10 protein-coding genes are annotated in these 15,030 nt (G+C 74.6%); 8 read left to right on the top strand and 2 right to left on the bottom strand.

Features of this window, described 5'->3' with window-relative positions; all coding sequences use genetic code 11:
* The first annotated feature begins 118 nt into the window (after window positions 1-118).
* Window positions 119-751: a CYTH domain-containing protein gene (locus tag NP048_RS11385; RefSeq protein ID WP_227575719.1), complete on the top strand. Its 633-nt coding sequence runs from the start codon at window positions 119-121 to the stop codon at window positions 749-751.
* A 37-nt stretch (window positions 752-788) separates the two neighbouring features.
* On the opposite strand, the gene NP048_RS11380 is transcribed toward NP048_RS11385, so the two are convergent.
* Window positions 789-1,853: a glutathione S-transferase family protein gene (locus NP048_RS11380; RefSeq protein WP_227575718.1), complete on the bottom strand. Its 1,065-nt coding sequence runs from the start codon at window positions 1,851-1,853 to the stop codon at window positions 789-791.
* Window positions 1,854-2,030: 177 nt separating this feature from the next.
* On the opposite strand from NP048_RS11380, the gene NP048_RS11375 reads away from it, so the two are divergent.
* From NP048_RS11375 to NP048_RS11355, 5 genes are all read left to right on the top strand, one after another.
* Window positions 2,031-3,776 carry a hypothetical protein gene (locus NP048_RS11375; protein ID WP_227575717.1) on the top strand — a complete coding sequence of 582 codons (1,746 nt, stop codon included), beginning with the start codon at window positions 2,031-2,033 and terminating at the stop codon, window positions 3,774-3,776.
* Between the two features lie 43 nt (window positions 3,777-3,819).
* Entirely contained in the window at window positions 3,820-4,611 is a 792-nt protein-coding gene (locus tag NP048_RS11370) for an LLM class F420-dependent oxidoreductase (protein WP_227575716.1), read from the top strand.
* A gap of 114 nt (window positions 4,612-4,725) precedes the next feature.
* Window positions 4,726-6,732, top strand: a complete 2,007-nt coding sequence (locus NP048_RS11365; protein WP_227575715.1) for a metallophosphoesterase family protein — start codon at window positions 4,726-4,728, stop codon at window positions 6,730-6,732.
* Window positions 6,733-6,862: 130 nt separating this feature from the next.
* The gene (locus tag NP048_RS11360; RefSeq protein ID WP_227575714.1) at window positions 6,863-8,524 is read left to right on the top strand and encodes a D-alanyl-D-alanine carboxypeptidase family protein; all 1,662 of its coding nucleotides are present in this window, start codon (window positions 6,863-6,865) and stop codon (window positions 8,522-8,524) included.
* An 18-nt stretch (window positions 8,525-8,542) separates the two neighbouring features.
* Window positions 8,543-9,223: a metal-dependent transcriptional regulator gene (locus NP048_RS11355; protein ID WP_227575713.1), complete on the top strand. Its 681-nt coding sequence runs from the start codon at window positions 8,543-8,545 to the stop codon at window positions 9,221-9,223.
* A gap of 2 nt (window positions 9,224-9,225) precedes the next feature.
* Here NP048_RS11355 and NP048_RS11350 read toward each other — a convergent pair whose 3' ends face one another.
* Window positions 9,226-11,067 (bottom strand): helicase HerA-like domain-containing protein, encoded by a 1,842-nt coding sequence (locus NP048_RS11350; protein WP_227575712.1) that lies wholly within the window; start codon window positions 11,065-11,067, stop codon window positions 9,226-9,228.
* Between the two features lie 68 nt (window positions 11,068-11,135).
* Between NP048_RS11350 and leuS the strand changes: the two genes are divergently transcribed.
* Complete coding sequence (gene leuS / locus NP048_RS11345; RefSeq protein WP_227575711.1) at window positions 11,136-14,051, top strand: leucine--tRNA ligase; 2,916 nt, start codon at window positions 11,136-11,138, stop codon at window positions 14,049-14,051.
* 11 nt (window positions 14,052-14,062) lie between these two features.
* Window positions 14,063-15,022 (top strand): DegV family protein, encoded by a 960-nt coding sequence (locus NP048_RS11340; protein WP_227575710.1) that lies wholly within the window; start codon window positions 14,063-14,065, stop codon window positions 15,020-15,022.
* Window positions 15,023-15,030: the final 8 nt, after the last annotated feature.

The following is a 15,030-nucleotide window of genomic DNA, read 5'->3' as shown; positions in this document are numbered from 1 at the left end:
CGGAGCCGGTCGCGGCGCAGACGCTCGCCGTCGCGCCGTGGTACCGCGGGCTGCGCGAGAGGGTCGGTACGGTGTGCGCAGGCGGCCGCCGGGGTCGTCGGGGCACGGACGGGTGGCCATGAGCGACACGGGTAACGGCGACTTCGAGTTCGAGCGGCGGTTCCTCGCGCGTGACGTCCCGGCCGAGCTGCTCGACGCGGAGCCGGCGCTGATCGTCCAGAGCTACTACCTGGCCGACGAGGGGTACGCGCTGCGGGTGCGTGCGCAGGCGTCCGCGGTCGCGGGCGTCGACGTCGGGCTCGACGAGGTCTCCCTCCTCGAGAGGTACGCCGACCGGGTCGACTTCTGCGCCGTCACCGTCAAGGGGCCGATGAACGGCGGGACGCGGTACGAGGCGGAGCGGGAGATCGACCCCCAGGTGGGCGTGCAGATGGTGCGTCGTGGCGGCGCCCGGGTCGCGAAGGTCCGGTACTCCGTGTGGCTCGGGGAGGACGGGTGGGTCGTCGACGTCTTCGCCGGTGCGAACGCGCCGCTGGTCGTCGCCGAGGTGGAGCGCGGCGGGCCCGTCACGGACCTCGCCATCCCGGACTTCTGCGTCACCGAGGTGACCGCGGACCCGCGGTTCGCCAACGACGGGCTCGCGCACGCGCCGTTCGCCACCTGGGCCGACGCCTGGCGTGCCGAGCTCGCCCAGCGGGGGCCGACGTTCCTGCCCGGCTTCGGGCACGACCACCGGATGACGGGGTTCTAGCCGCGGGACGCCCCGCCCCGCCCGGACGGCTCCGCCGTCACTCTGCGCCGTGCCCCTGGGGGACGCGCTCGTCGGCGCGCACGGGCCCCGGAGGCGTGCCGTCCCCGAACGGCCGCCCGCCCAGCGCCTGCCTGCCGTGCGGCGTCAACCACGCCCCGACCCGAGGGCCGCGCGGGACGATGCCCGACGGGTTGATGTCGCGGTGGACCTCGTAGTAGTGGCGCTTGATGTCGACGAAGTCGACCGTGTCACCGAAACCGGGGGTCTGGAAGAGGTCGCGCGCGTAGGCCCACAGCGCGGGCAGGTCGGTGAGCCGGTCGCGGTTGCACTTGAAGTGCCCGTGGTAGACGACGTCGAACCGCACGAGCGTGGTGAACAGGCGCACGTCGGCCTCGGTGATCGTGTCACCGACGAGGTAGCGCCGACTCGTCAGCCGCTCCTCGAGGCGGTCGAGTGCGGTGAAGAGCCGCGTGAACGCGCGGTCGTAGCTCTCCTGCGACCCCGCGAACCCGCACCGGTAGACCCCGTTGTTGACGTCGCGGTAGATCTCGTCGGCGACCTCGTCGATCTCGTCGCGCAGCGCGTCCGGGTACAGGTCGGGGGCGCCGGGCCGGTGGTACGCGGTCCACTGCGTCGACAGGTCGAGCGTCATCTGCGCGAAGTCGTTGGTGACGACGGCGCCCGACGCCACGTCGACGATCGCGGGCACCGTGATCCCGCGGGCGTACTGCGGGTCCCGTCGCAGGTACGCGTCGCGCAGGCGCTCGATCCCCAGCACCGGGTCGACCGCGCCGGGATCGAGGTCGAACGTCCACGAGCGCTCGTCGTGCGTGGGCCCGCAGACACCCATCGACAGCGCGTCCTCCAGCCCGAGGAGGCGCCGCACGACGATCGCGCGGCTGGCCCACGGGCACGCGCGCGACACGACCAGCCGGTAGCGGCCGGGCTCGACCGGCCAGCCGTCACGGCCGTCCGCCGTGATGCGCGTCGTCAGGTAGCGGGTGTCACGCTCGAAGCCCGCGCCCGGCGTGCTGTAGACACCCGGTCGCTCGTGCGCGCTCGTGCCGTCGGGGATCGGGTCTCCGGGGGAGGACTGGGCCATCGTCGGATGATGCCCTCTGGTGGGCGTCCGTGCAGGCCCCGGCACACGAATGCCCGCCCACGGCGACCGTTCGGTCCGGGAATGCACCGCTTCGCGGTACGCGCCCGTCAGCAACTTGCCTACAGTGGCGAGCCGACGGGTGCACCCGTCCGACGGCCGGGGAGGTCTGGTTTGCACGTGGTGGAGCACATCGGTGGCGCGCGGCTGCGCGTGACGTCCGTGAGCGTGGCGCTCGTGGTCGCACTCCTGGCGGGGTGCAGCTGGGGCGCGGCGACGCCCGCGCCGACCGGTTCGAGCGCGGCGACGGCGACACCGTCACCCACCCCGGTGAGCGCCACCCCGGCCAGCGGTACGCCCACGTCCCTGGTCGCCGGGGACGACGCGCACGCGGCCCTGGCGACGTCGGCCGCGCTGCTCGAGGCGGCCCCCGTCGTGGTCGTCGCCCCGGCCGGCGACGCCGGCGCCGTGCTCACGGCCGCGTCGGCGGCGGTGGCGACCGGCGCGCCCGTGCTCCTCGTGGCCGACGGCGTCGACCTCGCGCCCGAGCTCGCGCGGCTCGGTGCGCGTCACGCGCTCGTCGTGGGTGACGTGGCCACCGGAGACCTGCCGGACGACGTCGGGACGGTCGCGCTGCCCGCCGGTGCCCGTGCCGACGCCCTCGCGGCGGCCACCGGCCACCGCTTCGGCGACCTCGTCCCGGTGTCGGCCGGGGACGAGAGCGCCGCGATCCGGGCGCTCGTGGGGCCGCGTCCGGCGGTCCTGGTGACCGCGGACGAGGCAGCCGCGGACGACGCGGCAGCGCCGTCGCCCAGCGCCACGCCGACCGGAACGTCCACTTCCACGGACGCGGGACCGGGCGCTCTGCCGCCCACCGCACCGGTCGTCGCGACGGGGGTGCTCGCGCTCGCGGACGGCGCCGTACCGCCCGCGGCCGCCGCCACGGTCCGCGCGCTGGGCGTCCAGGTCCTCGACGTGCCGGGCGGTGACCCCCGCGCGTCGTCGGCCACCGTGCAGGGGATCGCGACCGCCGCGCCGTCGGCCGTCGTCGCGTTCGGGGAGACGTTCGGCACGCCCGAGATGCTGGCGGCCCGTACGGCCACCGCTCGCGCCGGCGCCGAGCTGCCCGGCGGCGGGCAGCTCGTGTTCCCGACCGTGCCCGGCCAGCCCGGCAAGAAGTACGTCGCCCTGTACGGGACACCCGGCTCGGGTGCGCTCGGGGTCCTCGGGGAGCAGGACGTGCCTGCGACCCTCGCGCGCGCCGAGCAGCACGCCGCGCCGTACCGAGGGCTGACCGGTGACACCGTCGTGCCCGCGGTCGAGATCATCGCGTCGATCGCGTCCGCCGGCGCGGAGCCCGACGGCACCTACTCCCGGAAGCGGTCGGTCGAGGACCTGCGGCCGCTGGTCGAGGCCGCGGGGGCGGCCGGGCAGTACGTCGTGCTCGACCTGCAGCCGGGCCGCCAGGACTTCGTCACGCAGGCCCAGGGGTACGAGGAGCTGCTCGCGCTGCCGCACGTCGGCCTGGCGCTCGACCCCGAGTGGCGGCTGGCGCCCGACCAGGTGCACCTGCGCCAGATCGGGAGCGTCGGCATCGACGAGGTCAACGCGACCGCCGCCTGGCTCGCGCAGCTGACGCGTGAGCGGGCCCTGCCGCAGAAGATGTTCGTCCTGCACCAGTTCTCGCTGCGGATGATCTCCGAGCGTGAGCGTCTCGCCACGTCGCACGACGAGCTGGCGCTGCTCATCCACGTCGACGGCCAGGGCTCCCAGCCCGCGAAGGCCGGCACCTGGGCTGCGCTGCGCCACGGCGCCCCCGCCGTGTCCTGGGGCTGGAAGAACTTCTACGACGAGGACGTGCCCATGCTCGACCCCGTCCAGACGTACCAGGTCCAGCCCGTGCCGGACCTCGTCACCTACCAGTGACGCAGCCCGCGACGCCGGGGGGGCCGCGCGTTAGCGTGGGCGCGTGACCCAGACCCCCGCGGCCGGCGTGCGTGTCGGCGTCCAGCTCCAGCCCCAGCACGCCGACTACGGCCAGATCCGCGACGCGGTGCGCCGCGCCGAGGACCTCGGAGTCGACGTGGTCTTCAACTGGGACCACTTCTTCCCCCTGTTCGGCGACCCGGACGGCAAGCACTTCGAGTGCTGGACGATGCTCGGGGCGTGGGCGGAGCAGACGGAGCGCGTCGAGATCGGCGCGCTGGTCACCTGCAACTCGTACCGGAATCCCGACCTGCTGGCCGACATGGCCCGCACGGTCGACCACATCAGCGGCGGGCGGCTGATCCTGGGGATCGGCGCCGGGTGGTTCGAGCGGGACTACACGGAGTACGGGTACGAGTTCGGCACGGCCGGGTCGCGGATCGCGGACCTCGCGCAGGCGATGCCGCGGATCCGCGCGCGGTGGGCGGCGATGAACCCCGCACCGACGCGGGACATCCCGGTGATGATCGGTGGCGGGGGTGAGCGCAAGACGCTGCGCGTCGTGGCCGAGCACGCCGACATCTGGCACTCGTTCGGTGACGTCGACACGCTGCGGCGCAAGAGCGCGATCCTCGACGAGCACGGCGCCGCGGTGGGACGGGACACCGCCACGCTGGTGACGCGGTCCGTCGCGGTCGACGGGTCCGACCCCGACGAGGTCGGCGACGAGCTGCTCGCGGCCGGTGTGCGGTTGTTCACGTGCAGCGCCGGCGGACCCGACTACGACCTGTCGCGTGCGGCGGCCTGGGTGCGCTGGCGCGACGAGCGCGCCTGAGCGCCCTGGCACGCTGGAAGGCGGGGATGCTCCGCGCCCTGCAGGTGGGTGCGCCGCGCCGCCACGGCCCCATGGCTCGGACGCGAGCCCGGGCGCGTCTAGGCTCGGACCAGGATGGCTGAACCGACGAGCGAGCTGCCGGCCCGGCGCCGGCTCGAGCGCGCCCTCGACCACGCCCGCGAGCGGGTCGGGCGTGGCGCTGGCCGCGCCCTGCGGGCGGTCCGGGCGTGGCGGCCGCGCCACGGGTGGGCCGCAGCAGTCGGCCTCGTCGTCGCCGGGGTGCTCGCGTCGCTCGTGTTCGGCGTGACGACCGCGTCGGTGCAGGCCTCGCTGGGGCCCCACGTCACCCGGTACGACGTCACCACGGACTCGACCGTCACCATCGACTTCGGGCCGCTCGGCACGCTCCAGATCGACTCGCCGCTGCCGGCCACCCTGGGGATCCGCGCGACCGTGCAGGAGATCCCCGCGAGCGTCACCGAGCTCGGGCAGGCGCGCACGCTGCAGGCGCTGAGCGAGGACCTCAACGCGTACGTCTCGTTCTTCTCCGGCCCCGCGGCCGCCGTCCAGGACGTGGCCAACGCCCTGGTCGCCGACGCGCTCCTCCGCTCCGCGGTCGCGTTCCTGGTGCTGCTGGCCGCCTGGCTGCTGCTGCGGTGGCTGCTCGGGCCCGACCGGCGCCATGAGCTCGGGGACCGCGTCGCCGCGCGGTCGCGGCCGTTGGTGGCAGGAGCGCTCGCGGTGGTCGTCGGTGCCACCGTCCTGACATCCAGCGTCGCGCCCCGCGACCGGCCGGCGTCGCAACCGGTCGCCTCCGCGGTGTTCGCCGGGACCCCGCTGGACGGTGCTCGGGTGACGGGCCGGCTGGGCGGTGTCATCGACACGTACGGTGCGTACGCGCTGGACGCGTGGCGGGCCAACGAGGACTTCTACCGGAGCGCCGACGACGCGCTCGCCGTCGCGTGGGCGGACTGGGAGGCCGACGAGGAGCGTCTGGCGGACGAGGCCGCGAAGGAGGCGGCCGCGCCTGCAGCGACCCCCGGCGCGACGCCGGACGGAGCGGCGGGCGAGGACGTGCCGCTCGACGCCGGCGCCGCGGGCACCGACGGCCCGGACGGCGGCCTGGACATGCCGGGCGCCGAGACCGACCCCGACGGGACGGCGGACGTGCCCGCCCAGGACTCCGCCGACGCCGCCGACGCCGCGGCCGCCGACGCCGCGGCCGCCGACGACGCCGGCCCGTCGCCGACGGCGAGCGCGTCCCCCACGGCGGAGCCCGACCCGCCCGTGGAGCCGATCGTGCTCGTCGTGGCCTCCGACCTGCACTGCAACGTGGGGATGGCACCCCTCATCGGGACGCTCGCGCGGCTCTCCGGGGCCGATGCGGTGCTCGACGCCGGTGACACGACGATGAACGGCACCTCGGTCGAGCAGTACTGCGTCACGTCGTTCGCACGTGCTGTCCCGCCCGGCGTGGCCCTGGTGACGGCGCCGGGCAACCACGACTCGCGCGAGACCACCGACCACTACGCCCGCGCGGGCGCGATCGTCCTCGACGGTGGCGTCGTGGAGGTCGCCGGGCTGCGGATCCTCGGGGACCGGGACCCGAACGAGACGCGGGTCGGCGCCGGGGGCACCGCCTCCGCGGCCGACGAGACGCCGACCGAGGCGGGCAGGCGGCTCGCGGACGTCGCGTGCGACGACGGCGAGGTCGACCTGCTGCTGATCCACTCCCCGTCGGTCGGGGACGCGGCCCTCGACGACGGCTGCGTGGCCGCGCAGGTCTCGGGTCACTACCACCGGCGCATCGGGCCCGAGCAGGTCGGTCGCGGCGTGCGGTACGTGTCGTCGAGCACCGCCGGCGCGACGCTCAACCAGCCCACCGTCGGCCCCCTGAAGGGCGTCGCCGAGCTGACCGTCCTGCGCTTCGACCCCGAGTCGCGGCGGTTCCTCGACTACCAGGTCGTCCGCGTCGCACCCGACGCGAGCGTGAGCGTCGGACGTCCGCAGCCCTGGCCGGTGGTCGTCGAGGAGCGGGACGCCGAGGACGTCGTCGGCTTCGGCCCTGTCCTGCAGGACGACCCGACGGCGCCGGAGGACGGCGCGACGCCGGAGGGGTGAGGTCGCACGCAGCCGCGGATGAATTGGTCCGCAGGGGTTGTGCGTACGCCGTACGGATGGTGGCCTGGACCGGTGCGGCCCCGCGGGTCCATGGCTGTGTCCGCGTGGGTCGTGCACGGGGGGAGTGCGCGTGCGACGTGTCGCGGTCGTGGCTGTCACGGCAGGACTGCTGTTGGCCGGTGCCGTGCCCGCGTGGGCCGGACCGGGTGAGGACGTGCTGCGCCCCGGTGAGCAGCTCGCACCGGGCGACGGGCTGCTGGCACCGGGTGGTGGGCACGTGCTCGTCGTCCAGCCCGACGGCTCGCTCGGCCTGTACGCGCTGGACGACGTCGTGCGCTGGTCGTCGGGACGGGGCGTGGCGGGCGCGACGCTCACCGCGGACGCGACCGGGGACGTGCGGCTCGTGGCCCCCGACGGCGCCGTGCTGTGGAGCACCGCGACGGCAGGCTCCCAGGGGACGCTGCGGCTGCGGGACGACGGCGAGATGGTGGTGGAGAGCCCCGACGGCAGCGTCGTGTGGGGCAGCGGCACGGCGGTGGTGCCCTCCACGCTCGTCGGCCCCGACCGGCTCGACCCCGGCGACGTCCTGTCGTCACCCGACGGGCGGCACACCCTGTTCGTCGACCCGGATGCGGGCGTGCAGCTGAGCGGCCCCGACGGCGTCGCGCGGTGGACGCCCGTGTCCGAGCCCGCGCCCACGTCCGAGTCGGAGTCCGAGTCGGAGTCTGAGTCCGAGTCGGAGTCTGAGTCCGAGTCGGAGTCGGAGTCGGAGTCGGGGTCGAACTCCGCCGCGCCGCAAGGTGGGGTGCGAGCGACGGCGCTCGAGCTCCGCGAGAACGGGAACCTCGTGGCCCTCGACGAGGGTGGCGAGGTCGTGTGGCGCAGCCGCACCGCGGGGATCGGCCCGGCCTCCCTCGCGCTGCAGGACGACGGCAACCTCGTGCTGCTCGATGCTGCCGGCACGCCCGTGTGGAGCTCGGACACACCGATCGGCCCGTCCGCCATGGACGTCGGTGGGGAGCTCTCGGTGGGCGCGTCGCTGGGCTCGCCCTCCGGCCACCTCGCGCTTCGGATCGCCGCCGGGGCTCTCGTCGCCACCTGGGACGACGAACCGGTCTGGTCGTCCTCGACGGACACCGGGACGACCTTCCGGCTGCAGGAGGACGGTGACCTCGTGCTGCTCGACGCCGCAGGCACACCCGTCTGGACGAGCGGCACGGCGGGGAACCCCGGTGCGCGCCTGGTGATGGAGGAGACCGCCGTCTTGCTCGTCTCCGCGGAGGGCGAGGTGCTGTGGCAGGTGGGCGTCCCCGAGGAGCTGGTCGTGGAGAGTGTGCCGCCGACCGTCCCCACGGGTGTGCAGCCGACCGACTGCGCGCTGGTCGACGGACCTGTCGCTGAGGGCGACATCGTGCGCACCCGCAGCGGGATCCGCGTGCACCCGTGCCTCGCCGCGACCGTCGACGCCCTCGTGGCCGCGGCGACGGCCGACGGGGTCGAGCTGGGCGGCGGCGGGTGGCGCAGCCCCGAGCAGCAGATCGCGCTCCGCCGCGCGCACTGCGGCCCGACGGACGCCGACGTGTACGAGAAGGCGGCGTCCGCGTGCTCGCCGAGCACCGCGCGGCCGGGCAGCTCCCGCCACGAGCGCGGGCTCGCGATCGACTTCACCTCGGGGGGCCGCTCGTTGACCTACGGGTCCGCGGCGTACGCGTGGCTGAAGGAGCACGCCGGGGAGTACGGGCTGAAGAACCTGCCGGGGGAGGCCTGGCACTGGAGCGTCGACGGCTCCTGACCCCTCTACGCTGGTTTCGTGTCACAGAGTGCTGCCCCCCTGTCCGCGGTGACCCAGGACTACCTCAAGGTCATCTGGGGCGCGCAGGAGTGGTCCGACGTGCCGGTCACGACCAAGCTGCTCGCGAGCAGGCTGGGTGTCGGGGCCTCGACGGTCTCGGAGACCGTCAAGCGTCTCGCCGACGCCGGGCTGGTGTCCCACCGGCCCTACGGTGCGGTGGAGCTCACCGCGGCTGGTCGTGCGCACGCGGTCGCGATGGTCCGTCGGCACCGCCTCATCGAGACCTACCTCGTCGAGAAGCTGGGCTACGGCTGGGACGAGGTGCACGACGAGGCCGAGGTCCTGGAGCACGCGGTGAGCGACCGGTTCGTCGAGCGCGTCGCCGACCTGCTGGGGCACCCCGACCGTGACCCGCACGGCGACCCGATCCCTGCGGCCGACGGCACGGTCCACCTGCCCGACGCGCGCGTCATGTGGGAGGTCGAGCCAGGGGAGTACCGCGTCGCGCGGATCTCCGACGCGGACCCCGAGCTGCTGCGGTACCTCGAGGGGGTCGGGCTCGTGCTCGACGCCCCGGTGACGCTCGACGAGCGGCGCGCGGTCACCGGAGTCGTCAGCGTGCTCCCCGCCGGGCGGCCCGACCGGGTGGAGCTGGGGGAGGTCGCGGCGAGCGCGATCTGGCTCGCCGCCCGCGACTGAGGTCAGCGGCGCCGGCGGGTGCCGAAGATCGTGCGCGTGATCTCCCGCCCGAGCTGCGTGCCGGCCGAGCGCAGGAAGGCGTCGAGCGGGGCACTGCCCGTGCTGGACCGGCTCGAGCGAGCCCGACCGGTGGCGCCAGCCCGCTGCTGGTCGCGCTGCTGACGGGAGGCCTCCTTCTGCGCCTGCTCGGCAGCCTGTGCCGCGGCGCGGTCCGACTCCGCACGCGCCATGCGGGCACCCAGGAGCTCGTGCGCGGACTCCCGGTCGACGGGTTGCGCGTAGCGAGCAGCCACCGGGGACGTCGCGATCGCGGCGTGGACGGTGGCCGGCGCGGCCGGGGCCATCGAGGCCTGGGGCGCGTACAGCCGCGTCCACGCGACGGGTGTCGGCGCGCCCTCCTCGCTCAGGACGGTGACGACGGCCTCACCCGTGCCGAGCTGCTGCAGCACCTGCTCGAGGTCGTACTGCGACGACGGGTACGTGCGCGCCGCCGCGCGCAGCGCCTTCGCGTCGTCCGGCGTGAAGGCGCGCAGCGCGTGCTGCACGCGGCTGCCGAGCTGGCCCAGGACGTCGGCCGGCAGGTCCTTGGGGCTCTGCGTCACGAAGACGATGCCCACGCCCTTGGAGCGGATGAGCCGCACCGTGCGCACGACCTCGGCCAGGAAGTCCTTCGACGCGTCCGCGAACAGCAGGTGCGCCTCGTCGAAGAAGAAGACGAGCCGCGGCTTCTGCGGGTCGCCCACCTCGGGGAGCACCTCGAACAGCTCGGCAAGGAGCCACATGAGGAACGTCGAGAAGAGCGCCGGACGATCCTGCACGCCCGGCAGCTCCAACGCCGAGACGATGCCGCGGCCGTCGGGCGCCGTGCGCAGCAGGTCCGCCACGTCGAAGGCCGGCTCGCCGAAGAACGCGTCGGCACCCTGCCCCTGCAGCGCGACAATCTGACGCAGGATCACGCCGGCCGTCGCCGAGGACAGCCCGCCGATGCCCCGCAGCTCGGCCTTGCCCGCGTCGCTCGTCAGCCACTGCAGCGCCGTGCGCAGGTCGGCCAGGTCGAGCAGTGCCAGACCCTGCTGGTCCGCCCAGTGGAAGACCAGGCCGAGGCTCGACTCCTGCGTCGCGTTCAGGCCCAGGACCTTGGCCAGCAGCAGCGGGCCGAAGTCGGTGACAGTCGTGCGCATCGCCACGCCGTCGCCCACGCCACCGAGCGCGTAGAGCTCGACCGGGAAGGCCGCGGGCGTCCACTGCTGCCCGGCGGACGCGGTCCGGGCCGTGAGCTTGTCGGACGGCACCCCCGGCTCCGCCAGCCCGGTCAGGTCGCCCTTGACGTCGGCGACGAACACCGGGACCCCGGCCGTGCTCAGGCTCTCGGCCATGAGCTGCAGCGTGCGGGTCTTGCCGGTGCCCGTGGCGCCCGCGACCAGCGCGTGCCGGTTGAGCATGCCCAGCGGCAGCGCGACCACGGCCTGCGGCGTGGGCGTGCCGTCCTCGAGGAGGACGCCGAGCGGCAGCACCGGGCCCTCGAAGGTGTAGCCGTCCGCGATCTCGCGCGCGTGCGCCGACAGGTCGCTGCCTGCGACGTCCGGGGCGGCGGCGCGGTCGGGCGTGGGGGTGGGCGCCGGCGTCTCGGGGGTGGGGGCGGGCGCCACCGCGTCGGCCGCGGGCACCGGGGACGGCGCGCCGTCCCCCGCGCGTGCAGCGGCCAGCGCCGCGGCGGCGGCGACGGCCTCCGCCTCGGCCGCCGCTGCTCGTGCCGCCGCGGCGTCGGCCGCGGCGCGGGCGGCACGTGCCTCGAGCTCGGCGAGACGCGCGGCCTGCGGTGTCTGCTCGGTGCTGTCCGCCATGAGGCGATCCTAGGGACCCGGCCCCGCCACCGGGGCGTGGGAGTCTGCGGCGTCGGTACGATTCACCGGTGAGCGATCAGTCCCCGACCCCGGCCCCCGACGACGTCCCGTTCCGCTACACCGCTGCCCTCGCGCAGGAGATCGAGCTCCGCTGGCAGGACGAGTGGGAGAAGCGCGGCACGTTCTTCACGCCCAACCCGGTCGGCCCGCTCACGGACGGCCGCGGTCGCCACGCCGACCCGGCGGCCCGCCCGTTCTTCGTCATGGACATGTTCCCGTACCCGTCGGGCGCGGGGCTGCACATCGGCCACCCCCTGGGCTACATCGCGACGGACGTCGTCGGGCGCTTCCGGCGGATGTGCGGCGACAACGTGCTGCACGCCCTGGCGTTCGACGCGTTCGGTCTGCCCGCCGAGCAGTTCGCCGTGCAGACCGGCCAGCACCCGCGGGTGACGACCGAGGCGAACATCGCGATCATGCAGCGCCAGCTGCGCCGTCTGGGTCTCGCGCACGACCCGCGCCGGTCGTTCGCGACCATCGACCCCGACTACGTGCGCTGGACGCAGTGGATCTTCCTGCAGATCTTCGAGTCCTGGTACGACGAGGACGCGGTCCGTCCGGACGGCGGCACCGGCCGCGCACGTCCCGTGGCCGAGCTCGTCGAGGAGTACGCCGCCGGTACCCGGCCGCTTCCGACCGACGTCGAGGGCGTCACCGAGGGCGCGACGTGGGCCGACCTGGACGAGGGCACGCGCCGCCGCGTCGTCGACACGCGCCGCCTGGCGTACCTGTCGGAGACCCCCGTCAACTGGGCCCCGGGTCTGGGGACCGTCCTGGCCAACGAGGAGGTCACGTCCGACGGACGCTCCGAGCGCGGCAACATGCCGGTGTTCCAGCGCAGCCTGCGGCAGTGGAACATGCGCATCACGGCGTACGCGGACCGCCTGACCGACGACCTCGAGCGCATCGACTGGCCCGAGAAGGTCAAGTCGATGCAGCGGCACTGGATCGGACGCTCGACGGGCGCCCGCGTCCGGTTCGCGGTGCAGGGCGGCGAGCAGGTCGAGGTCTTCACGACCCGGCCCGACACGCTGTTCGGTGCCACGTTCCTCGTCGTGTCGCCCGAGCACCCGCTGCTGGACGAGGTCCCCGCGCAGTGGCCTGACGGCACGTCGAGCGCCTGGACGGGCGGGCACGTCTCACCGACGGACGCCGTGGCCGACTACCGCCGCCAGGCGGCGGCCAAGACCGCCGTGGAGCGTCAGCAGGACGCGGGACGCAAGACCGGTGTCTTCACGGGCCACCTGGCCGCCAACCCGGTGAACGGCGACCTGCTGCCGGTCTTCACGGCGGACTACGTGCTCATGGGCTACGGCACGGGCGCGATCATGGCGGTCCCGGGCGGTGACGAGCGCGACTTCCAGTTCGCCGAGGCCTTCGGGCTGCCGGTCGTCTACACGGTCGACGCACCCGAGGGGACGCCCCCGGGCGCACGGACGGGCAGCGGCACGGTCATCAACTCGGCCAACGCGGAGATCAGCCTGGACGGCCTGGAGGTCGACGAGGCGAAGGACCGCATCGTCGCGTGGCTGGAGGGCAAGGGCCTTGGCGAGCGGACGGTCACGTACCGGCTGCGGGACTGGCTCTTCAGCCGGCAGCGCTACTGGGGCGAGCCGTTCCCGATCGTCTACGACGAGCACGACACGCCGATCGCCCTGCCGCTGTCGGCCCTGCCGGTCGAGCTGCCCGAGGTTCCGGACTTCTCCCCGCGCACCTACGCGCCGGACGACGCGGAGTCCGAGCCCGAGCCCCCGCTGGGCCGCAACACCGACTGGCTGTACGTCGAGCTCGACCTGGGCGACGGGCCCAAGCGCTACCGCAGGGACGCCAACACGATGCCCAACTGGGCAGGTTCGTGCTGGTACTACCTGAGGTACCTGGACCCGCACTCGGACGACGTGCTCGTCGACCCCGCCCTCGAGGAGTACTGGATGGGCCCGGGGCACGGCGCGCAGCCGGAGGGCTCCACCGGTGGCGTCGACCTGTACGTCGGCGGCGTCGAGCACGCCGTCCTGCACCTGCTCTACGCCCGGTTCTGGCACAAGGTGCTCTACGACCTGGGCCACGTCCGCAGTGCCGAGCCGTTCCACAAGCTGTTCAACCAGGGCTACATCCAGGCGTACGCGTACACCGACGAGCGCGGCGTGTACGTGCCCGCGTCCGAGGTCGTGGAGGACGAGAGCTCGCCGACCGGCTTCCGGTGGGACGGGCAGCCCGTCAACCGCGAGTACGGCAAGATCGGCAAGTCGCTGAAGAACGCCGTGTCGCCGGACGAGATGTACGAGGCGTACGGCGCCGACACGCTGCGCGTCTACGAGATGTCGATGGGTCCGCTGGACCTGTCGCGTCCGTGGGAGACGCGCGCCGTCGTGGGGGCCCAGCGGTTCCTGCAGCGCCTGTGGCGCAACGTGGTCGACGAGACCACCGGTGAGGTGGTCGTCTCCGACGACGACCCGCCGGTCGAGACGCTGCGCGTCCTGCACCGCACGATCGCCGACGTGCGTGAGGACATGGCGGCGATGCGGATCAACACCGCGATCGCCAAGCTCATCGTCCTCAACAACCACCTGACGACGCTCGAGCGCGCGCCGCGGTCGGTCGTCGAGGCCCTCGTCGTCATGACCGCGCCGGTCGCACCGCACGTCACCGAGGAGCTGTGGGCCCGGCTCGGTCACGACGAGTCGGTCGTGCACGCCACCTACCCGCAGGCCGACCCGCAGTACCTGGTGGAGGACACCGTGACGTGCGTGTTCCAGGTCCAGGGCAAGGTGCGGGGCCGCGCCGAGGTCGCGCCGTCCGTCGGTGACGACGAGCTGCGCGAGCTCGCGCTCGCCGACGAGGGCGTGCAGCGCGCGCTCGCGGGCCGGGACGTGCGCACGGTCGTCGTGCGCGCACCGAAGCTCGTCAACGTGGTGCCGGTCTGAGCCCGGGGTCGGTGCCGCCCCACCCCCGGGTCGCGGTCGTCACGGACTCGACGGCCGCGCTGCCGCCGGGTCTGGCGCAGGACGTCGGTCTGCACGTCGTGCCCCTCGACGTCAGCATCGACGGCGCGTGGTACGCCGAGGGGGTCGACGTGAGCCCGGAGCAGCTGCTGCACGCCCTCGAACGGGGAGCGAAGGTCACGACGTCGCAGCCGCCGCCCTCGGCGTTCGCGGCGGCCTACGAGCGGGCCGCGGCAGCCGGTGCGCACGAGATCGTGTCGGTCCACCTGTCCGGGGACATGTCCGGGACCGTGCGCTCGGCGCGCACCGCCTCGACCGTCAGCCCGGTGCCGGTCCGCGTCGTGGACTCGCGGACCGCCGCGCTCGGGCTCGGCTTCGCGGCCCTCGCCGCTGCCCAGCACGCCCGGACACCGCTCGACGACGGGCCGCAGGAGCCGCCCGACGACGGTCTCGGCGGGGCTGTCCGCCGGTGGGTGACCCGCACGGTGCACCGCGCCGGGCCCGCGCCGGTGTGGCCCGACGCCGCGCAGGTCGCGCAGGTCGCCGGGGCGGCTGCCGAGAGCGCCCGGGTGTGGTTCCTCGTCGACTCGCTCGAGCACCTGCGCCGGGGTGGGCGCCTGGGCGCGGGCGCCGCGGCGCTCGGCACCGTCCTGGGACTGCGTCCGATCCTGTCGGTGCAGGACGGTCGGCTGGTCGTGTGCGAGAAGGTCCGCACGCGCAAGGCAGCGCGCGACCGGCTGGAGCAGCTGGCTCTCGCCGAGCTCGCGGGGCGACCCGCCGCGCGCCTCGCCGTGCACCACGTCGGACCGGCCGACGCCGCCGAGGAGGTCGCCGCCCACCTGGCGCTCGCCGTGGGCGTCCGGACGGCCGACGTGCTCGTCGCCGACGCGGGCGCGGTTCTCGCGGCGCACGTCGGGCCCGGTCTGCTCGCGGTCGTCGTCGCGGACGTCTAGCTGTACTG

Origin of the sequence: Cellulomonas xiejunii (genome assembly GCF_024508315.1) — a bacterium.
Taxonomy (GTDB): Bacteria; Actinomycetota; Actinomycetes; order Actinomycetales; family Cellulomonadaceae; genus Cellulomonas; species Cellulomonas xiejunii.
This window is presented reverse-complemented; position numbering and strand designations above follow the sequence as displayed.

Excerpts from the sequence above, each read along its gene's own strand:
- NP048_RS11385 (WP_227575719.1), top strand. The coding sequence starts at position 119 with ATGAGCGACACGGGTAACGGCGACTTCGAGTTCGAGCGGCGGTTCCTC.
- NP048_RS11380 (WP_227575718.1), bottom strand. The coding sequence starts at position 1,853 with ATGGCCCAGTCCTCCCCCGGAGACCCGATCCCCGACGGCACGAGCGCG.
- NP048_RS11365 (WP_227575715.1), top strand. The coding sequence starts at position 4,726 with ATGGCTGAACCGACGAGCGAGCTGCCGGCCCGGCGCCGGCTCGAGCGC.
- NP048_RS11350 (WP_227575712.1), bottom strand. The coding sequence starts at position 11,067 with ATGGCGGACAGCACCGAGCAGACACCGCAGGCCGCGCGTCTCGCCGAG.